Consider the following 19221-nt stretch of genomic DNA (forward strand, 5'->3'; position numbering starts at 1 on the left):
AGGAAGGCTGGGACAGCTCGACCGTAGCCGAGGAGTGAACGCTCGATCACCATCAGCCGCCCACAAAGGGGAGGTTGAGCTCTTCGTGGAGATCACACAAAGAACGGGATCCATGCCGCGCGCCACGTGACGCTTGTCACGGCGAGGAGCTGCACCGGGGGCCATTTTGCGCCAGGGGGCGACCACCAGCGACACTGTGGGGTCTCCATAAACGCTTCCGATCGCTTCCGAAGGCACGAGCCCCCACATGCACGACGCACCTCCTGTCGCCTCGGCGCCCCTCGCCCCCGAATCGGAGCCGCTCTCCCACGGGCTGAAGCAGCGTCATCTGACGATGCTGGGGCTCGGCGGGGTCATCGGGGCCGGGCTCTTCGTCGGCTCGGGCGCGGGGATCGCGGTGGCCGGGCCCGGCATCGTCCTCTCGTATTTGATCGCGGGCACGCTGGCCATGCTGATCATGCGGATGCTCGGCGAGATGTCGGCGGCCATGCCGGCCTCGGGCGCCTTCTCCGTCCACGCCGAGCGGGCGCTCGGCCGCTGGGCGGGCTTCTCGGTGGGCTGGCTGTACTGGTTCCTGCTGGTCGTCGTCCTCGCGGTGGAGGCGACGGGCGCGGCGCAGATCGCGCACGGCTGGGTGCCCGGCGTCCCGCAGTGGGGCTGGGTCCTGATCTTCATGCTCGTGTTCACCGCGACCAACCTCGCGGCGGTGAAGAACTTCGGCGAGTTCGAGTTCTGGTTCGCCGCGCTCAAGGTCGGCGCGATCGTCCTCTTCCTCGTCCTGGGGACGCTGGCCGTCGTCGGCTGGCTGCCCGAGACGGACCCGGTGGGGATGGCGAACCTGACCGGCCAGGGCGGTTTCCTGCCCAACGGCTGGGAGGGCGTGGTCTCCGGTGTCCTCGCCGTCGTCTTCGCTTTCGGCGGTCTGGAGGTCGTGACGATCGCGGCCGCCGAGTCGGACGACCCGGCGCGCAACGTGGCGCGTGCGGTGCGCAGCGCGGTGTGGCGGATCCTCTTCTTCTACGTCGGCTCGATGCTGGTCATCGTGACCCTGCTGCCCTGGACCTCCATGAAGCCGGGCCAGTCGCCGTACGTCGCCGTGCTCGACTCCATCGGGGTGCCGTCGGCCGGCCAGATCATGAACGTCGTGGTCTTCGTGGCGCTGCTCTCGGCGCTCAACGCCAACCTCTACGGCTCCTCGCGGATGATCTTCTCGCTCGCCGAGCGCGGCGAGGCGCCGAAGGGCCTGCTGAAGGTCTCGGGCGGGAGCGTGCCGCGCCGGGCGGTGCTGGCGTCGGTGGCCTTCGGCTTCGTCTCCGTGCTGCTCAATCTGAAGTGGCCGGATTCGGTCTTCCTCTACATGCTCAACGCGGTCGGCGCCGTGCTCCTCTTCGTCTGGGGTCTGATCGCCGTCTCCCAGCTGAGGCTGCGCCGCCGGATCGAGCGCGCGGCGCCGGAGACCCTGACGCTGAGGATGTGGGGCTTCCCGTGGCTGACCTGGGCGGCGCTGGCCGCGATGGCGGCCGTCCTGATGCTGATGCTGAGCGACGAGGGGGCGCGGCCGCAGGTGCTCTGGTCGGGCGCGGCCACCGGGGCCGTCCTGCTGGTGGCGTGGGTGCGAGAATTGCGCACGAAGCGGAGGTAATCCTTCACCTTGTGTGAAGCTCGTGCCCGTATAGCGGACATCTGTTCCCTGTAAGCGGTGCACCCACCCAGACTGTGGGCCGTTCCCCCGTCTCAGCCAATGAACAGGGCTGCCCATGTCACGGACCACCGCGCCCGAGCCCGTCGACCGCAAGGTCGACGGGACGCCCCCCTCGCAGGGACTCACGCACGGCCTCAAGCAGCGTCATCTCTCGATGATCGCCCTCGGTGGCGTCATCGGCGCCGGCCTCTTCGTCGGTTCCGGTGCCGGCATCGCCGCCGCCGGTCCCTCGATCGTGGTCGCCTATGCCATCTCCGGTCTGCTCGTCATGCTCGTGATGCGCATGCTCGGCGAGATGTCGGCGGCCAACCCGGCCTCCGGCTCCTTCTCCGTGCACGCCGAGCGCGCGATCGGCCCGTGGGCGGGCTTCACGGCGGGCTGGGCCTTCTGGTTCCTGCTCTGCGTGGCCGTCGGCCTGGAGGGCATCGGCGCCGCGAAGATCATGACCGGCTGGTTCCCGGACACCGCGGAGTGGGCCTGGGTGGCTCTCTTCATGCTGGTGTTCTGCGTGACCAACCTGGCGGCGGTGAAGAACTTCGGCGAGTTCGAGTTCTGGTTCGCGGCCCTCAAGGTCGGCGCGATCGTCCTCTTCCTCGGCATCGGCGTGCTCGCCATCGTCGGCGTACTGCCCGGCACGGACGCCCCCGGCACGACGAACCTCACCGGCGACGGCGGCTTCTTCCCGAACGGCTCCGAGGGACTGATCGTCGGCTTGCTCGCCTCCGTCTTCGCGTACGGCGGTCTGGAGACCGTCACCATCGCCGCGGCCGAGTCCGAGCACCCCGTGCAGGGCGTCGCCAAGGCGGTCCGTACGGCGATGTGGCGCATCGCGCTCTTCTACATCGGCTCGATGGCGGTCATCGTCACGCTCGTGCCGTGGGGGGACAAGGCGGTCGTCGAGAAGGGCCCGTACGTCGCCACCCTCGACCACCTGGGCATCCCGGCCGCCGGCCAGATCATGAACGTGGTCGTGCTGATCGCCCTGCTGTCGGCCATGAACGCCAACATCTACGGCGCCTCCCGGATGGCCACCTCGCTGGTCGCCCGCGGCCAGGGCCCGAAGGCGCTCGGCCGGACCTTCGGCGGCGTGCCGCGGCCCGCCGTGCTCGTCTCCTCGGTCTTCGGCTTCCTGTGCGTGCTGCTGAGCTACTGGCGGCCCGACGACATCTTCATCTGGCTCCTGAACACCATCGGCGCGATCATCCTCGTCGTCTGGTTCTTCATCGCCGTCTCGCAGCTGCTGCTGCGCCGCCGGACCGAGCGCGAGGCGCCGGAGAAGCTGGTCGTGAAGATGTGGGCGTTCCCGGTGCTGACCTGGGTGGCGCTGGCCGGCATGGCGGCGATCTTCTTCCTGATGGCGCGCGAGGAGGGCACCCGGGTCCAGCTGTACTGGACGGGCGGCCTCACGGCGCTGCTCGCGGTGATCGGCTTCGTGCTCCAGAAGGTCCGCGCGTCGGCCCCGCAGGACGCCTGACCCCCCTGCGTACGTACGGAACCCCCGGACCGGTCGGTCCGGGGGTTCCGCGTTTTCCGCCGCGAGTCCTAGGCCCAAGGACTGATCAACTCGGGGGCACTCCTGCTGTTAGCCTGCACTTGCATATAGGTTGCAATAAGCATCAGCAGCAGCGAGAGGCTCGGCACATGGCGATCTACACCCTTCCGGAACTGCCGTACGACTACGCGGCGCTGGAGCCGGTGATCAATCCGCAGATCATCGAGCTGCACCACGACAAGCACCACGCCGCGTACGTCAAGGGCGCCAACGACACCCTCGAGCAGCTGGAAGAGGCGCGCGACAAGGAGCAGTGGGGCTCGATCAACGGCCTGGAGAAGAACCTCGCGTTCCACCTCTCCGGCCACATCCTGCACAGCATCTACTGGAACAACATGGACAGCCCGAAGGAGGGCGGCGGCGAGCCGCTGGCCGCGGACGGCGTCGGTGAGCTCGCGGACGCGATCACCGAGTCCTTCGGGTCCTTCGCGAAGTTCAAGGCCCAGCTGACCAAGGCATCCGCGACCACCCAGGGCTCCGGCTGGGGTGTGCTCGCGTACGAGCCGATCAGTGGCCGGCTGATCGTCGAGCAGGTCTACGACCACCAGGGCAACGTCGGCCAGGGCTCGATCCCGGTCCTGGTCTTCGACGCCTGGGAGCACGCCTTCTACCTGCAGTACAGGAACCAGAAGGTGGACTTCATCGAGGCCATGTGGCAGGTCGTCAACTGGCAGGACGTGAACAAGCGCTACCAGGCCGCCAAGACGTCCGTGCCGCTGATCTCCATCTGATCGGCGCCCTCAGTCGTCCTGCTCGTGATCGTCTTCTCAACCTTCACGTCGCAGGCGGATGAAAGAACGACCCCCGCGAGGACTGGGGGCACCCCCAGAGGCAGCTCTGGGGGCGACTCGCGGGGGTCGTTCCGTTCAGGGGATCCCGAAGGGGCCTACTCGAAGCTCGGCGCCGCCGTCCGCGTGCGCTTGATCTCGTAGAAGCCGGGCGTCGACGCCACCAGCAGTGTGCCGTCCCACAGCCGGGCCGCCGCCTCGCCACGCGGGGTCGGCGTCACGACCGGGCCGAAGAAGGCCACCTGGTCGCCGTCCGCGCCCGGGACGGAGATGACCGGCGTGCCGACGTCCTGGCCGACCTTGTCGATGCCCTCCTTGTGGGAGGCGCGCAGCTCGGTGTCGTACGTGTCCTTGTCGGCGTAGTCCGCCAGCTCGGCCGGCAGGCCGACGTCCGCGAGGGCCGCGGATATCGCCTCGCGCGTGGGGCCCTCGCCGTTGTTGTGGAAGCGGGTGCCGAGCGCGGTGTAGAGCTTGCCGACGACCTCGTCGCCGTGCTGCTGCTGGGCCGCGATCACCACGCGGACCGGGCCCCAGGCCTTGGTCTCCAGCATCTCCCGGTACTCGACCGGGACCTCGTCCAGCCTGTCCTCGTTGAGGACGGCCAGGCTCATCACCTTCCAGCGCACGTCGACCGGACGGACCTTCTCCACCTCGAGCATCCAGCGGGACGTCATCCACGCCCAGGGGCACAGCGGGTCGAACCAGAAGTCTGCGGTGGTCCTGCTCTCGGACATGTCACTCCTCGTGGATGAATACCTATGCGCCGCAAGCTGCAACGCCACGCCTCGGCCGCGGCATTCCCCGAGTGCCGGGCGTCAGTGGCACATGGGAGGATCGGTGCTGTTTCGAACGAGCCACGAAGGAGTGACCGTGCCCGGTGAGAATCTGTCCCGCGACGAGGCCCGCGAGCGGGCCGCGCTGCTGTCCGTCGACGGGTACGAGGTCGCCCTCGATCTGCGCTCGGCGGTCGGCGAGTCCGGGGATGGGAGTACCCCCGCCGAAGGCAGGGGGAGGGTGCGTACCTTCCGCTCGGTGACGACGATCCGCTTCCGCCGTACCGGCACGGGCTCCGCCACGTTCGTCGACCTGATCGCCCCCGCCGTGACCTCCGTCGAGCTGAACGGGCGCGCGCTCGACCCGGCCGCCGTCTTCGACGGCGCGCGGATCGCGCTGGACGGCCTCGCTGACGAGAACGTGCTCGTGGTGGACGCGCAGTGCGCCTACAGCCGGACGGGCGAGGGCATGCACCGCTTCGTCGACCCGGAGGACGGCGAGGTCTACCTGTACACGCAGTACGAGCCGGCCGACGCCCGCCGCGTGTACGCGACCTTCGAGCAGCCGGACCTGAAGGCCCCGCACCGCTTCTCGGTGACCGCCCCCGAGGGCTGGACCGTGTGGAGCAACGGCGCCGGGGAGCAGGACGCCGACGGGGTGTGGCGGTTCGCGGAGACGGCGCCGATCTCGACGTACATCACGTGTGTCGTGGCCGGCCCGTACCACTACGTCACGGACACGTACCGGCGCACCCTGGCCGACGGGTCCGAACTCGAGATCCCCCTCGGCGCGATGTGCCGCAAGGGGCTCGCGAAGCACTTCGACGCGGACGACGTCTTCCTGATCACCAAGCAGGGCTTCGACTTCTTCCACGACAACTTCGACTACCCGTACCCCTTCGGGAAGTACGACCAGGCCTTCGTCCCCGAGTACAACCTCGGCGCGATGGAGAACCCGGGCATGGTGACCTTCCGCGAGGAGTACATCTACCGGGGCAAGGTCACGCAGGCGGCGTACGAGCGCCGGGCGAACGTCATCCTGCACGAGATGGCGCACATGTGGTTCGGCGACCTGGTCACCATGGTGTGGTGGGACGACCTGTGGCTGAAGGAGTCCTTCGCCGACTTCATGGGTTCCTTCTCGCTGGCCGAGGCGACCCGCTTCACCAACAGCTGGGTGACCTTCGCCAACAACCGCAAGTCGTGGGCGTACCGCGCCGACCAGCTGCCGTCCACCCACCCGATCACGGCCGACATCCGTGACCTGGAGGACGCCAAGCTGAACTTCGACGGCATCACGTACGCCAAGGGCGCCTCGGTCCTGAAGCAGCTGGTGGCGTACGCGGGCCGGGACGCGTTCATGGAGGGCGCGCGCCGCTACTTCAAGCGCCACGCGTACGGGAACACGCGCCTGGCCGATCTGCTGTCGGTCCTGGAGGAGACCTCCGGGCGCGACATGAAGGCGTGGTCGCGGTCCTGGCTGCAGACCTCGGGCGTCAACACGCTGACGCCGGAGGTGACGTACGACGCGGAGGGCCGGATCACCGAGCTGGCCGTCGTCCAGGCCGGGGACGCTGTGCTCGATCAGCCGACTTCGTCGGCGGGCCGTCCGCACCGGGCGGCCGTCGGCCTGTACAAGCTGTCGGTGGACGGCGAGCTCGTCCGGTACGCGCGGGCCGAGACCGACGTCGTCGGGGCGCGCACGGTCGTGGCCGAGCTGGCGGGGTCGGCCGAGCCCGACCTGGTGCTCGTCAACGACGACGACCTGACCTACTGCAAGGTCCGTTTCAACGAGCGGTCCCTGGCGACCCTCCGGGCGCACCTGGGCGACATCACGGACCCCCTGGCGCGGGCGCTGTGCTGGTCGGCGCTGTGGAACCTGACGCGGGACGGCCTGATGCCGGCCCGGGACTTCGTGGCGGTCGTGCTGGACTTCGCGGGCCGTGAGACGGACATCGGCGTGCTCCAGATGGTGCACGCCTGGGCGCGGTCGGCGGTCACGCACTACGCGGCGCCCGAGTGGCGCGCCGAGGGCGGCCGGCTGCTCGCCGAGGGCGGGCTGCGCGAGCTGCGGGTGGCCGAGCCGGGCAGCGAGCACCAGCTGACCTGGGCGCGGTTCTTCGCGGCCGTCGCCGACTCCGACGCGGACTTCCAGCTGCTCGAGGGGCTGCTCGACGGGACCGCGAAGATCGACGGCCTCGACGTGGACCAGGAGCTGCGCTGGTCGTTCCTGGAGCCGCTGGCCGCGCACGGCAGGGCCGACGAGGCCCGGATCGCCGAGGAGCTGGCCCGTGACGACACGGCGACCGGCAAGCGCCACCAGGTCCGCTGTCTGGCGGCCCGGCCCTCGGCGGCGGTCAAGGCGCAGGCCTGGGCGCAGGTCGTCGAGTCGGACACGCTGTCGAACGCGCTGGTGGAGGCGACGATCGCGGGCTTCGCCCAGCCGTCGCAGCGGGAGCTGATCGCGCCGTACGCGGAGAAGTACTTCGCGGCGATCGAGCGGCTGTGGGCGGAGCGTTCGATCCAGATCGGGATGGACGTGGTGCGGGGGCTGTTCCCGGGCCTCCAGGGCGAGACGGCCCTGGCCTCGACGGACGCGTGGCTCGCCGCGCACGAGTCGGCTGCGCCGGCGCTGCGGCGTCTGGTCCTCGAGGGCCGGGACGACTTGGCGAGGGCGCTGCGGGCGCAGAAGTGCGACGCGGGGGCGTAACCCTTTGCGGCACAGCCCCGGGGTGCGGCGTCCTTGACCGGGCGCCGCACCCCGGTGCGTAGGCCACGCCTCATCGGCAGTCGAACGTGCGTACTTTAGGACGAGGTTGTCCCGGTTTGGCGACGCGCTTGTAACAGCGGTTAGCGGGGGCTCGGGGAGCGGAAGACCCCCGTCATGAACCACAACACCCCCATCAGCCCCCGCCCGCTCCCCCTCCCCCCGGTCGCCGGAAACCGGCAACGCATCCTGTCCGCCGCCCAGTTGCGCGCTCAGGGCCTTTCCGGCGCCGAGATCTCCGCGCACTGCCGGCCGGGCGGCGGGTGGCAGCAGATCCTCCCCGGAGTCCTCCTGCTGCACCCCGGGCAGCCCACCAGCGAGGACCGGCTGCAGGCAGCGCTCCTCTACGCCCGCCGCTCCGGCGGGGCGCCCTCCCAGGGCCCCGACTCGATGATCACCGGGCTCGCCGCGCTCGCCCTGCACCGCTTCTCGTCCGCTCCCCCGCTGCTCTCCCTGGATCGGATCGACGTCCTCGTGCCGCGCACCCGCCGGCTGCGGTCCACCGGCTGGGTCCGGGTGGTGCGGGCCCAGGAGATGCCGGAGGCGCTGGAGATCACCGGCGTCCCGGTCGCCCCGGTCGCCCGCGCACTCGCCGACGCCGTGTCCGGTCTGACCGACGCGGGTGTGGTGCGCCGGCTGCTCACCGAGGCGGTCCGCGGCGGACACTGCGAGCCCGGCACGGTGGTACGGGAGTTGAACCGGGCCCGGCTGCTCACCCGGCCGCACGTGGTGGACGCCGTGGACTCGCTGCTCGCGGAGGGGCGGAGCATCGCCGAGGAGCGGCTGTACGAGATGGTGCGGGAGTTCGCGCTGCCCGACCCGCTGTGGAACGTGGACCTGCGGCTGCCCGGTGGCCCACACCTCGGCGGCCTCGACGCGTACTGGCCGGAGCAGGCGGTGGCGGTGGAGCTGGACACCCGGGCGCCGCGGCAGGACGACGACGCCCTGTGGTCGGAGTACACCCGCAAGCGCGAGCACCTGGAGCGGCTCGGCATCACGGTCGTCCACATCACCCCGCGCAAGCTGCGCGAGGCGATGGACCAGCAGGCCACCGTGGTCCGTACGGCCCTGATGGCCGCGTCGGACCGGCAGCCCGCCGCCTACGTCGTCGTCCTGCCCCGGTGAGCCTCAGCCCTTCGGAGCCGTACCGCAGAACTCGGCCTCGATGACGGTCTGGCTGTCCCCCGTCCAGTCGGCGTTGAAGTTCATGGCGAGCGAGTGCTCGCCGTCCCTGGTGGCGACGGCCTGGGACGAGGAGCCGTGGATGCCACCACCGTGGCCCCACACCTCCTTGCCGCAGCTCAGCTTCAGCTGCATCAGCCCGAGGCCGTAGAAGAACTCCGGGTCCTCGGCGCTGACAGGCACCGCCTGCGTCATCTCGCGCAGCTCGGCCTTCGGCAGCAACGCGCCCTTGAACAGGGCTCGGTAGAAGGTCTGCAGATCGTTGGAGTCGGAGATCATCTCGCCGGCCGCCTGGGCGAGGCTCGGGTTCAGCTCGGTGACGTCGTGGACCGTCGTCGCGTTCGTGTCGATCGAGAGCTTCGAATACGCCCGCGAACTCGGCTTCGGCATCGTCACGGTCGTGCCGGGCACGCTGGTGGCGCGCAGCTTCAGCGGCTTGATGATCCGCCGCTCGACCTCCTTCCCGTACGGACGGCCGGTCGCCTTCTCGATCACCATGCCCGCCAGGACGTAGTTGGTGTTGGAGTAGGTCCAGGCGGTGCCGGGGGCGAAGTCCGGCTCGTGGGTCATCGCGATCGCGACGAGCTGCTCCGAGGTCCAGGTGTCGTAGCGGTGCTTCAGGAAGTCCGGACCGAACACCTTCTGCTGGAACCCGGCGTCGGAGGTGACGCTGTAGATGCCGCTGGTGTGGTTGAGGAGCTGGCGGACGGTGACCTTCCGGCCGTCGTGGCCGTTGCCGCGGACCACGCCCGGCAGCCACTTCTCGACGGGGTCGTCCAGGTCGAGGCGGCCCTCGGCCTGGAGCTGGAGGAGGACGGTGGCCACGAAGGTCTTGGTGATGGAGCCGACCCGGTAGCGGTCCTTGCCGCCACGCTCACCGGCCGTCCCGGTCCAGGCGCTGTGGCCGGACCGGGCCTGGGCGACGGCGCCGGGCACGCCCGCCTCGACCGCCGCGTCGAGGGCCCGCTGGGTCGCGGTGTGGTCGGGCTTCTTCGGTGCCGTGGCCGCGACGGCGGGTGCGGCGAGCGCTCCGGCGGTGAGGGCGGCCACGGCGGTGGCGGCGAGGACGGTGCGAGTGGTGCGTACAGCTGACATGGTGCGGGCTCCCCTGGTGTGCGTACTGCGGTCACGGGAGGGGACCCCGGGGGCGGGCGGGTCGGTTGAGCGGAGCTGCTTCGGTTGAGCGGAATTCAGCCGTTCGCCGGATCGGCGAGGCGGGAGCGGCCGACGGGCGGACGTTCGCTCCACAACTGCAGGCCGATGTCGACGAGTTCGACGCGGGCGAGCTCCGGGACGGAGGCGATGGGATGCCAGGCGGCGAGGTCGGTGGAGCCGCCGGTCTCGTTGCGCAGGGAGCCGCCGATGATGCGGGATTCGTAGATGATCCGCAGGCCCTGGAAGTCGCCCGGGCCGGCCAACCGGCGCAGCCAGCCGCGGCGGATGGAGTCGATGCCGAGCAGGGCGACCGGCTCGGTGACGTACCCGGTCTCCTCCTCGACCTCGCGGACGACGGTGTCGACCGGTTCCTCTCCGTGGTCCATCCCGCCACCGGGCAGGGTCCAGCGCTTGGCCCCCGAGCTGTCCACCCAGCGGGCGAGGAGTACCTCGTCGTCACGGACACACACGGCGTAGGCCGCCACCCTCAACTCCTGTTTCATGTGCCGAGGTTAGAACCAGTACGCCGGGTACGTCCGCCCGGTGGCGCGGGCGCCCGCGAGGCCGACGGCGACGAGCAGGGCGCTCGCGAGGGCCAGCAGGGCGAGGAAGCTCCAGAACGGCGGATTCTGGAGGGTGACGATCACGGCCGTCGCCGCGGCGGGCGAGTGGGGGGTGCGGGCGGCCATCATGACGCCGAGCGCGAGACCGCCCGCGAGGGCCGCACCCCAGAGGCCGGGTCCGGCGACGAGCAGGACGGCGAAGCCGGTGAGGGCGGAGAGGAGCTGGCCGCCGACGACTGAGCGGGGCTGGGACAGCGGCAGGTCGGGCGCCCCGGCGACGAGCGCCATGCTGGCCGCCAGGGGCGGGATCAGCAGGGGCTGGTGCAGCACGGTGCCGAGAGCCACGAGGACGAGAAGGGCCGCGACGCTGACGGAGGTGGACGTGGCCACGGCACGGGGGTGGGGGCGGGCGGGGGCGGATGCCATTCACGAGTCCAGGGGTGGGTTGGCGGGCGAGTACTCGGGGTGCGACCAGCGCAGGGGGCTGGCGGTCGGGGTCTCCACGGTCCGCTCGATACGGAAGCGGTTGGTGCGGACTCCGCCGGGGCCGTACGTCGTGTGGGCGCGGCCGGTCAGCTGAAGCGTGGTGCCGGTGTGCCAGTCGAGGAAGAGCAGGCCCGCGCGGCCGTCGGTCTCCAGATTGCCGAGGGTCAGGAACATCGCGTTGCCGGGATAGTCCTGCCAGCTCAGTTCGGTGGGCGACTCGACCCGTACGAAACCGGGGTTGCCGCCGCGGTGGCTCGCGTCCACGCCGTCGGGGGCGGCGGTCGCGACGAAGAAGGTGTCGGCGGCGCGGACCAACCGCTCCTGGTCGGGGGCGAGCGCGGTGCCGTGGTGCGGGGCGCCGGGCGGGGTGGTGACGTCCGGCGCGTACAGCTCGCGCTTCTGGATGTACTTCGGGCAGTTGGAGAAGACCTCCTCCGCCTCGACGGTGAAGCCGCGCGCGCTGGGGCGGGCGATGCCGTTGAGGCGCATGCGGCGGCGGGTGCGGGGGTCCAGGGCGATCGTGCCGACGGGGGCGGGCTCGGGGGTGGGGGCTGTGGCCGCCACGGAGATGGTGTGCGGGCCGGTCGCCCGGACGAAGCCGGGGGTGCCGGTCAGGAGGGTGCTCCAGACCTGGCCGTCGGCGTCCGCCGCGCCGAGCACCAGCATGGGCTGGCGCTCGAGGAAGGCGGCGGCGACGGGGCGGATGCCGGGGGTGATGGAGGGGGCGATGTGGGTTGCGAGGGCGCGGACCCCTACGCGCTCCTGCACCGCGAGGGAGCCTTGGTTGTACGGGTCCATGGCCGTGGGTCCTTTCGTGTGCGGGTCCGGGGGTCGGGGTGCGGGGCCCTGGCGCGGTGGGCGCGTTCGTGGCGTCCACAACGGGGAGGCCGGGGCTAGAAGAAGCCGCAGGTCGGGGCGCCCTCTACGGGGGCGTCCGCGGGCTCCGCCCCCTTCGGGGTGTAGATCTCCAGGCGGGTGCCGTCCGGGTCGTGGAAGAAGATGCCGGCCGAGGACGAGCCCTCGGCGTGGGGGACCACGCCCTCGTAGGCGAAGGAGGTGCCGCGCGCCTTCAGGGCCGTCTCCGCCGCCCTGACGCGGTCGATCGACTCGGCCTCGAAGGCGAGGTGGTGCAGGCCCGCGCGGCCGGAGTCGTACGCGCCCTCCGCCTGCTGCCAGAGCGTGAGGACCAGCCGGCCGCCCTGGCCCAGGAACGCGAACCGCCTGGGGGCACCTCCCGTGCCCGAAGGGCTACGGGGGACTTCCTCCTTGCCCTCATGGAGCAGTTCGAAGCCCAGGACGTCCGCGTAGAAGCCGAGCGAGCGCTCCAGGTCCGTGACGTTGAGTCCGATGTGGCCGGTGTTCAGCGTTCCGATCGCCGACATGGCGGGTCCCCTCTCATCGAGCAGGTCATCGTGCGGTCAGAGCTAGCTAACCTCTTAATTCGAGTTTAGAGGTTAGTCATCCGATCGCGCAACCGGTCACGTAACCTTGAGGGGTTAGTTCTTCGAGGAGGGCGTCCCGTCATGACCGTTTCCGACCCGCGACCCCTGGTCGGCGAACCCGTCTCCCTCGACCTGCTCAACACCCGCTGGATGCACGAGGGCGTACGGCAGGACCTGCTGACCGACACCGAGGGGCTGGGCGTCTGGCTCGCCGCGAACGGGCTCGGCGAGCGCTTCGCCGCCGACGCGACGACGCTCCGCCACACACTCGCCGCCCGTGACGCCCTCGCCGGCCTCGTCGACCTCCCCGGCGAGCCCTCCGCGATCGCACGCGTCGACGCCGTTCTCGGGCACGGTCGCATCCGCGCCACCCTCACGCCCGAGGGTCCGGGCGAGGTGCCGGAGTTCGAGGACGCCGCCTGGGGGCCCGGCTGGACCGCCGCCCGTGACTACCTCGACCTGCTGCGCACGGCACCGGACCGCATCCGGGCCTGCGCCCACGAGGCGTGCATCCTGCACTTCTTCGACACCTCGCGGAACGGGACCCGGCGCTGGTGCTCGATGGCGATCTGCGGCAACCGGGCCAAGGCCTCGCGCCACTATGCCCGTACAAAGGACAACTAACTACCCAGTCGACTCGCCCTGATTGAGGGCGTTTTGCTCCCGATGGCGCATGTCCCGCAGTGGCGGATGTGCGCCATCAGCACATCCCGCCACCCGGCAACTCTCCACAAACCCCTGTCACTTACGAAAGGCTGAGCGGTCATCCGGTACCGAAATCCGGACCCTCTTCTTTCACAAACAGGGATGTAAATGACCACCCCCGAATCTCAGAGCTCCATACCCGGGCGCTCGACCCCCGGGCACAGACGCGCGGCCCGTATCGCCGCCGCCGCCGGACTTGTGACCGCGCTCATCGCGGCCGGCGCTGCTCCGGTCCTGGCCGCCGACGACCCGGCGACCACTCCCCCGGTCAAGTCCTCCGACTCCGCCGACAAGCTCGGCCCGACCGACGCCCAGCGCCTCTCCGAGGCCGAGGCGACCGGCGAGAAGAACGTCACGATCCTCGTGGCCACCGCCCCCGGCGCCACCGAGCAGGTCGCAGGCCAGCTCGACGCCGTCCAGGGCGCCTCGGTCGGCAAGCAGGACGACAAGCTCGGCTACGTCCGCGCCACCATCCCGACCGCGAAGGCGGAGGCCGCCATCACGGCGGCCACCAAGCTCTCCTCCGTCCAGTCGATCGACCTCCAGGCCGAGATCAAGCTGGACGACCCGACCCCGGACGCGGGCACCACCGGCGCCGTCGAGGGCACGACCGTCGCCACGACGTACCCGGCCCCGGGCAAGAACACCCCGGCGAAGAACCCGTACAACCCGTCCCACGAGACGGGTGCGGTCGAGTTCGTCGAGGACCACCCCAAGGCCGACGGCCGCGGCGTGACCATCGGCATCCTCGACTCCGGTGTCGACCTGGGCCACCCGGCCCTGCAGAAGACCACCACCGGCGAGCGCAAGATCGTCGACTGGGTCACCGCCACCGACCCGCTGACCGAGGGCGACGGCACCTGGCGTGCCCAGATCACCCCCGTCGCGGGCCCGGTCTTCACCGCCTCGTCGCAGTCCTGGAAGGCGCCCGAGGGCTCCTACCAGTTCAGCCGCTTCAACGAGGCGATCACCGCGGGCGGCGACCCGGCCGGTGACATCAACCGCGACGGCGACACGGCCGACCTCTTCGGCATGCTGTACGACCCGGCCGCCGGGACCGTCCGCGTCGACACCGACCAGAACAACGACTTCACGGACAACGCGCCGATGAAGCCGTACAAGGACGGGTACCAGATCGGCTACTTCGGTACCGACAACCCGGCCACCGAGGTCGTCGAGAAGACGCCGTTCGTCGTCGAGATCCGCAAGGACGTCGCGATGGACCCGCTCGGCGGGACCTGGGTCGGCAAGAAGGCCGACTTCGTCAACATCGGCGTCGTCGAGTCCTCGCACGGCACGCACGTCGCCGGCATCACCGCCGCCCACAGCCTCTTCGGCGGCAGGATGAACGGTGCGGCGCCCGGCGCGAAGCTCGTCTCCTCGCGCGCCTGCACCTGGACCGGCGGCTGCACCAACACCGCACTGACCGAGGGCATGACGGACCTCGTCGTCAACCGTGGCGTCGACATCGTCAACATGTCGATCGGCGGTCTGCCCGCGCAGAACGACGGCGACAACGTCCGCGCCCGCCTCTACACCCGTCTGATCGACCAGTACGGCGTGCAGCTGATCATCTCGGCCGGCAACTCCGGCCCGGGCATCAACACGATCGGCGACCCCGGCCTGGCCGACAAGGTCGTCTCGGTCGGCGCGGCGATCTCCAAGTCGACCTGGGCCTCCAACTACGGCTCGGCCGTCACCAAGTCGTACGCGATGTTCCCCTTCTCCTCGCGCGGCCCGCGTGAGGACGGCGGCTTCACCCCGACCATCACCGGTCCGGGCTCGGCCGTGAACACCATCCCGACCTGGCAGGCCGGCTCCGGCGTGCCCGAGTCCGGCTACGCGCTGCCCGCCGGCTACGGGATGCTCAACGGCACCTCGATGTCGTCGCCGCAGGTCGCGGGCGCGAGCGCGCTGCTGCTCTCGGCCGCGAAGCAGAAGCGCATCGAGCTCTCGCCGCTCAGCCTGCGCACCGCGCTCACCTCGACCGCCCACCGGATCTCCGGTGTCGCGGCCCACGAGCAGGGCTCGGGTCTGATCGACATCAACGACGCCTGGGAGTCGATCAAGGAAGGCGCCACGGCGCACGACTACAAGGTCGAGGCCCCGGTCGACACCGCGATCTTCCCGGCCCCGCACACCGGCACCGGTGTGTACGACCGTGAGGGCGGCCTCAAGGTCGGCCAGAAGAAGGTCTACGACGTCACCATCACGCGCACGAACGGCCCGAACCGGCCCATCGAGCACGAGCTGGAGCTGAAGTACAACGACGGCACCTTCCGGATCCTCGGCGACGACGAGATCGACCTGCCGCTGAACACGCCGGTCACCGTCAAGATCCAGGCCAAGCCCACCACCGCCGGTGTGCACAGCGTGATCCTGGAGGCCGACGACGAGCGCACGGAGGGCGTGGACAAGCAGATCCTCGCCACCTCGGTCGTCGCGAGCGACCTGGTCGCGCCCGGCTACGGCTTCTCGGCGTCCGGCTCGGTCCAGCGCAACAGCCACAAGTCGTACTTCGTGACCGTTCCGGAGGGCGCCAAGACCCTTGAGGTCGCCCTGGGCGGTCTGAAGGAGAAGAGCCAGACCCGGTTCATCTCGATCCACCCGTACGGCGTGGCCTTCGAGTCCACCGCGTCCAACGTCTGCTACCCGCACTACAACCCGGGCAACGGCTGCCGTGCGGACCTGCGGTCGTACGCCAACCCGACGCCGGGCGTCTGGGAGATCGAGGTCGAGGCGCGCCGCACCTCGCCCGACCTGGACAACCCGTACAAGCTGGACGTGTCGGTGCTCGGCGCCGACTTCGACCCGGCCGTCCAGACGGTCGCCGAGGCGAAGGTCGGCACCCCGACCGCCGTCGAGTGGACCGTCACCAACAAGTTCGCCGGCATCGACGGCAAGCTGAAGGGCGGCCCGCTGGGCTCCCTGAAGTCGGAGACGCCGACGATCAAGCACCACGAGCAGCAGACGAAGACCGTCACCATCGGTGAGGGTGTCGAGCGGCTCGACGTGGCGATCGGCAACACCTCCGACAAGGCCGCCGACCTGGACCTGACGGTCCTGCGCGACGGCGTGCAGGTGGGTCAGGCCGCGGACGGCGACTCGGAGGAGGCCGTCTCGCTGGTCAAGCCGGCCGCCGGTACCTACACGATCGTGATCGACGGCTACTCGGTGCAGGCCGAGGGCGGTACGACCTTCGACTACAAGGACGTGTACTACTCGGCCGCTCTCGGCAGCGTCCAGGTCGACGCGTCCAAGACCTACCCGCTGGCCAACGGCGCTTCCGCCAAGGTCGGCGCCGAGGTGCTGGTCGCCGGTGCCGCGCCCGAGGGGCGGCAGTTCTTCGGCGAGGTCCAGCTGCTGAACGCGCGCGGCACGGTCGCGGGCGCCGGCAGCGTCGTGATCGGCAAGGTCACTCCGTAACACCGCTGAGCGAGTGAGGGGCGGGCGCCGAAACCGGTGCCCGCCCCTTTCGCGTCCCGATCCTCGGACAATGGATTGGACAAGGCGGGCCGGGACATACGCATCATGGACGGCAGCAGCCTGCACAAACGTACGGAGGAGTCCCCGTGAAGGTCGGAATCGTCGGAGCCACCGGTCAGGTCGGCACAGTCATGCGCAAGATCCTGGCCGAGCGCGAGTTCCCGGTCGACGAGCTGCGGCTCTTCGCCTCCGCCCGCTCCGCCGGCACCGTCCTCGACGGGGTCACGGTCGAGGACGCCGCCACCGCCGACTACACCGGCCTCGACATCGTCCTGTTCTCCGCCGGTGGCGCCACCTCCAAGGCCCTCGCCGAGAAGGTCGCCTCCCAGGGGGCGGTCGTGATCGACAACTCCTCCGCCTGGCGCCGCGACCCCGAGGTCCCGCTGGTCGTCTCCGAGGTCAACCCGCACGCGGTCAAGGACCGCCCCAAGGGGATCATCGCCAACCCGAACTGCACCACGATGGCCGCCATGCCGGTCCTCAAGCCGCTGCACCAGGAGGCCGGTCTCGTCGCGCTGGTCGCCACCACCTACCAGGCCGTCTCCGGCTCGGGCGTGGCGGGCGTGGCCGAGCTGGACGGCCAGGTCAAGGCCGTCGCCGAGCGCGCCACCGAGCTGACCCACGACGGCGAGGCCGTCGCCTTCCCCGAGCCCAGCGTCTACCGGCGCAGCATCGCCTTCAACGTCATCCCGCTGGCGGGCAACCTCGTCGACGACGGCCTCCACGAGACCGACGAGGAGCAGAAGCTCCGCAACGAGTCCCGCAAGATCCTGGAGATCCCGGAGCTGAAGGTCTCCGGCACCTGTGTGCGCGTCCCGGTCTTCTCCGGCCACTCGCTGCAGGTCAACGCCCGCTTCGACCGTCCGATCAGTGTCGAGCGCGCCTACGAGCTGCTCAAGGACGCCGAGGGCGTCGAGCTCTCCGAGATCCCGACCCCGCTCCAGGCTGCCGGCAAGGACGCCTCGTACGTGGGTCGCATCCGCGTGGACGAGACCGTCGACAACGGTCTGGCGCTGTTCCTGTCCAACGACAACCTGCGCAAGGGCGCCGCGCTGAACGCGGTGCAGATCGCGGAGCTGGTCGCGGCGGAGCTGAAGGGCTGACGCCGGTCCGTACGTGAATCCGTACGTGAAGGGGCGGCCGTCCGGGAGGGCGGCCGCCCCTTCGGCGTCCCGGGCCACGGCCCCGGCGTCCGGTGGTCACGGCCCCGACTGAATCCGGACAACGCGTTCGAAGCCGGGCCTCCGGGTGACAGGATCCGACCATGACCCAGATACCCAAGGGTGCCAACCTCCCGGTGCCCGCCCAGGCCCTCCAGGTCGCCGTCGCCTGGCAGGTCGTGCCCGGGGCGCCCGAGGTGGATGTCTCGGCCCTGCTGTTGGACGCCGGGGGACGGGTGCGGGGGGATGCGGACCTCGTCTTCTACAACCAGGTCGAGCACCCCTCGGGCGCGGTGCGGCATCTGGGCAAGTCGGCGCCGGGTGCGCCGGGCGGCGCGGCCGCGGACTGGCTGTGGCTGGACCTCGCGCGGGTGGAGCCCGGGATCGACCGGATCGTGGTCGCCGCCTCCGCGGACGGCGGGGCCTTCGGGCAGGTGCCCGGCCTGGACGTGCGGGTCATGGACCTCGCCGGCGGACCGGTGGCGTACTTCGCGATCGGCGACGCGACGACGGAGACGGCGTTCGTCTTCGGCGAGTTCTACCGGCGGGAGGGCGGCTGGCGGTTCCGTGCCGTGGGGCAGGGGTACGCCTCCGGTCTCGCCGGCCTCGCGACGGACTTCGGCATCGTGGTGGAGGCCCCGCCCGCCCCGATCCCGGGCCCGGGGTACGTTCCCCCACCCGCCCCGATCCCGGGCCCGGGGTACGTTCCCCCACCCGCGCCGGCGCCCGGCCCGGGGTACGTGCCGCCCGCCTCGCCCCCGGCGTTCGCCGCCCCGGGCACCCCGGTCGTCCCGTTCACCCCGACCGCCCCGGTCGTCCCGTTCACCCCCCACGCCCCCGTCGCTCCCGTCGCCGCGCCCGCGTACGCGGCCGCCGACCCGTTCTCCTCGTCCTTCCGGCCCTCGACCCACCAGGGCCGCGGCAAGGAGACCGTGCACTGCGACCCCTCCCTTCCCCCGGGCTGGGCACTCCTGGAGATCGAGTCGTACCACTCGATCTCCACCACGATCGAGTCCTGCGACGCCTACGGCCGCGCCGAGGACTACCTGCTCATGGCGTACGAGGACGACGTCCGCGCCCGTACCGTCGCGCTCGTCCCGCGCGACCGGCCGCTGACCCTGCGGGTCGAGGCGGACACCCCCTGGACCCTGCGGGTCCTCCCCCTCACCCACGCCCGCCGCTTCGACAGCCACATCGAGGGCCACGCCCACGACCTCGTCGTCTACGAGGGGCCGCCCGGCGTCCTCGACTTCTTCCACCACGGCGAGTCCAACTTCACCGTCCACCAGCACACCCCGCCGCGCGAGCCGGAGTACGACGCGGAGGACCAGGACCTGCTCGTCAACGAGATCGGCGAGGTCCGGGTCAGCGCTCCCGTGCCCGGCCCCGGCCTCCTGCGGATCAGCGGCGACGGCCCCTGGAAATGTGCGGTGCGGCGCTGACGTGCCGCGTGGAAGGAT

At 70.8% G+C, this 19221-nt stretch carries 15 protein-coding genes; 9 read left to right on the forward strand and 6 right to left on the reverse strand.

Translation table 11 applies throughout. The features are described 5' to 3' along the window. Window positions 1–247: 247 nt before the first annotated feature. The 3 genes from ACFV9D_RS36075 to ACFV9D_RS36085 all read left to right on the forward strand — a co-directional run bounded on the left by ACFV9D_RS36075 (window position 248) and on the right by ACFV9D_RS36085 (window position 3985). A complete protein-coding gene (locus ACFV9D_RS36075; protein ID WP_385156272.1) occupies window positions 248–1642 on the forward strand; it encodes an amino acid permease in 1395 nt (464 codons plus the stop codon). 115 nt (window positions 1643–1757) lie between these two features. Next, complete coding sequence (locus tag ACFV9D_RS36080; protein ID WP_385156275.1) at window positions 1758–3176, forward strand: amino acid permease; 1419 nt, start codon at window positions 1758–1760, stop codon at window positions 3174–3176. Window positions 3177–3343: 167 nt separating this feature from the next. Beyond that, entirely contained in the window at window positions 3344–3985 is a 642-nt protein-coding gene (locus ACFV9D_RS36085) for a superoxide dismutase (RefSeq protein WP_385156278.1), read from the forward strand. Window positions 3986–4140: 155 nt separating this feature from the next. Here the strand turns inward: ACFV9D_RS36085 and ACFV9D_RS36090 are convergent, their stop codons facing one another. Then, window positions 4141–4776 (reverse strand): DsbA family protein, encoded by a 636-nt coding sequence (locus ACFV9D_RS36090; protein ID WP_385156281.1) that lies wholly within the window; start codon window positions 4774–4776, stop codon window positions 4141–4143. A 136-nt stretch (window positions 4777–4912) separates the two neighbouring features. On the opposite strand from ACFV9D_RS36090, the gene pepN reads away from it, so the two are divergent. Together pepN and ACFV9D_RS36100 are read left to right on the forward strand one after the other, a co-directional pair. Continuing rightward, complete coding sequence (gene pepN, locus ACFV9D_RS36095; protein ID WP_385156284.1) at window positions 4913–7525, forward strand: aminopeptidase N; 2613 nt, start codon at window positions 4913–4915, stop codon at window positions 7523–7525. A gap of 174 nt (window positions 7526–7699) precedes the next feature. After that, entirely contained in the window at window positions 7700–8707 is a 1008-nt protein-coding gene (locus tag ACFV9D_RS36100; RefSeq protein WP_385156287.1) for a hypothetical protein, read from the forward strand. A gap of 3 nt (window positions 8708–8710) precedes the next feature. Here ACFV9D_RS36100 and ACFV9D_RS36105 read toward each other — a convergent pair whose 3' ends face one another. The 5 genes from ACFV9D_RS36105 to ACFV9D_RS36125 all read right to left on the reverse strand — a co-directional run bounded on the left by ACFV9D_RS36105 (window position 8711) and on the right by ACFV9D_RS36125 (window position 12350). Continuing rightward, window positions 8711–9859, reverse strand: a complete 1149-nt coding sequence (locus ACFV9D_RS36105; RefSeq protein WP_385156290.1) for a serine hydrolase domain-containing protein — start codon at window positions 9857–9859, stop codon at window positions 8711–8713. A 95-nt stretch (window positions 9860–9954) separates the two neighbouring features. Continuing rightward, window positions 9955–10422: an NUDIX hydrolase gene (locus tag ACFV9D_RS36110; RefSeq protein WP_385156293.1), complete on the reverse strand. Its 468-nt coding sequence runs from the start codon at window positions 10420–10422 to the stop codon at window positions 9955–9957. A gap of 9 nt (window positions 10423–10431) precedes the next feature. After that, complete coding sequence (locus ACFV9D_RS36115; RefSeq protein ID WP_385156296.1) at window positions 10432–10872, reverse strand: HPP family protein; 441 nt, start codon at window positions 10870–10872, stop codon at window positions 10432–10434. A gap of 36 nt (window positions 10873–10908) precedes the next feature. After that, the gene (locus ACFV9D_RS36120; protein WP_385156299.1) at window positions 10909–11766 is read right to left on the reverse strand and encodes a pyridoxamine 5'-phosphate oxidase family protein; all 858 of its coding nucleotides are present in this window, start codon (window positions 11764–11766) and stop codon (window positions 10909–10911) included. A 95-nt stretch (window positions 11767–11861) separates the two neighbouring features. Further along, on the reverse strand, window positions 11862–12350 hold the full coding sequence (locus tag ACFV9D_RS36125; RefSeq protein ID WP_385156302.1) for a VOC family protein: 489 nt from the start codon (window positions 12348–12350) through the stop codon (window positions 11862–11864). Window positions 12351–12491: 141 nt separating this feature from the next. On the opposite strand from ACFV9D_RS36125, the gene ACFV9D_RS36130 reads away from it, so the two are divergent. The 4 genes from ACFV9D_RS36130 to ACFV9D_RS36145 all read left to right on the forward strand — a co-directional run bounded on the left by ACFV9D_RS36130 (window position 12492) and on the right by ACFV9D_RS36145 (window position 19203). Continuing rightward, entirely contained in the window at window positions 12492–13034 is a 543-nt protein-coding gene (locus tag ACFV9D_RS36130) for a CGNR zinc finger domain-containing protein (protein ID WP_385156304.1), read from the forward strand. Window positions 13035–13223: 189 nt separating this feature from the next. Next, on the forward strand, window positions 13224–16541 hold the full coding sequence (locus ACFV9D_RS36135; protein ID WP_385156307.1) for a S8 family serine peptidase: 3318 nt from the start codon (window positions 13224–13226) through the stop codon (window positions 16539–16541). 146 nt (window positions 16542–16687) lie between these two features. Further along, window positions 16688–17704: an aspartate-semialdehyde dehydrogenase gene (locus ACFV9D_RS36140; protein ID WP_385156310.1), complete on the forward strand. Its 1017-nt coding sequence runs from the start codon at window positions 16688–16690 to the stop codon at window positions 17702–17704. A gap of 161 nt (window positions 17705–17865) precedes the next feature. After that, window positions 17866–19203: a TerD family protein gene (locus tag ACFV9D_RS36145; protein WP_385156312.1), complete on the forward strand. Its 1338-nt coding sequence runs from the start codon at window positions 17866–17868 to the stop codon at window positions 19201–19203. The last annotated feature ends 18 nt before the right edge of the window (window positions 19204–19221 follow it).

The sequence above is a fragment of the Streptomyces sp. NPDC059875 genome, from assembly GCF_042731085.1.
In the GTDB taxonomy this organism is placed as follows: domain Bacteria; phylum Actinomycetota; class Actinomycetes; order Streptomycetales; family Streptomycetaceae; genus Streptomyces.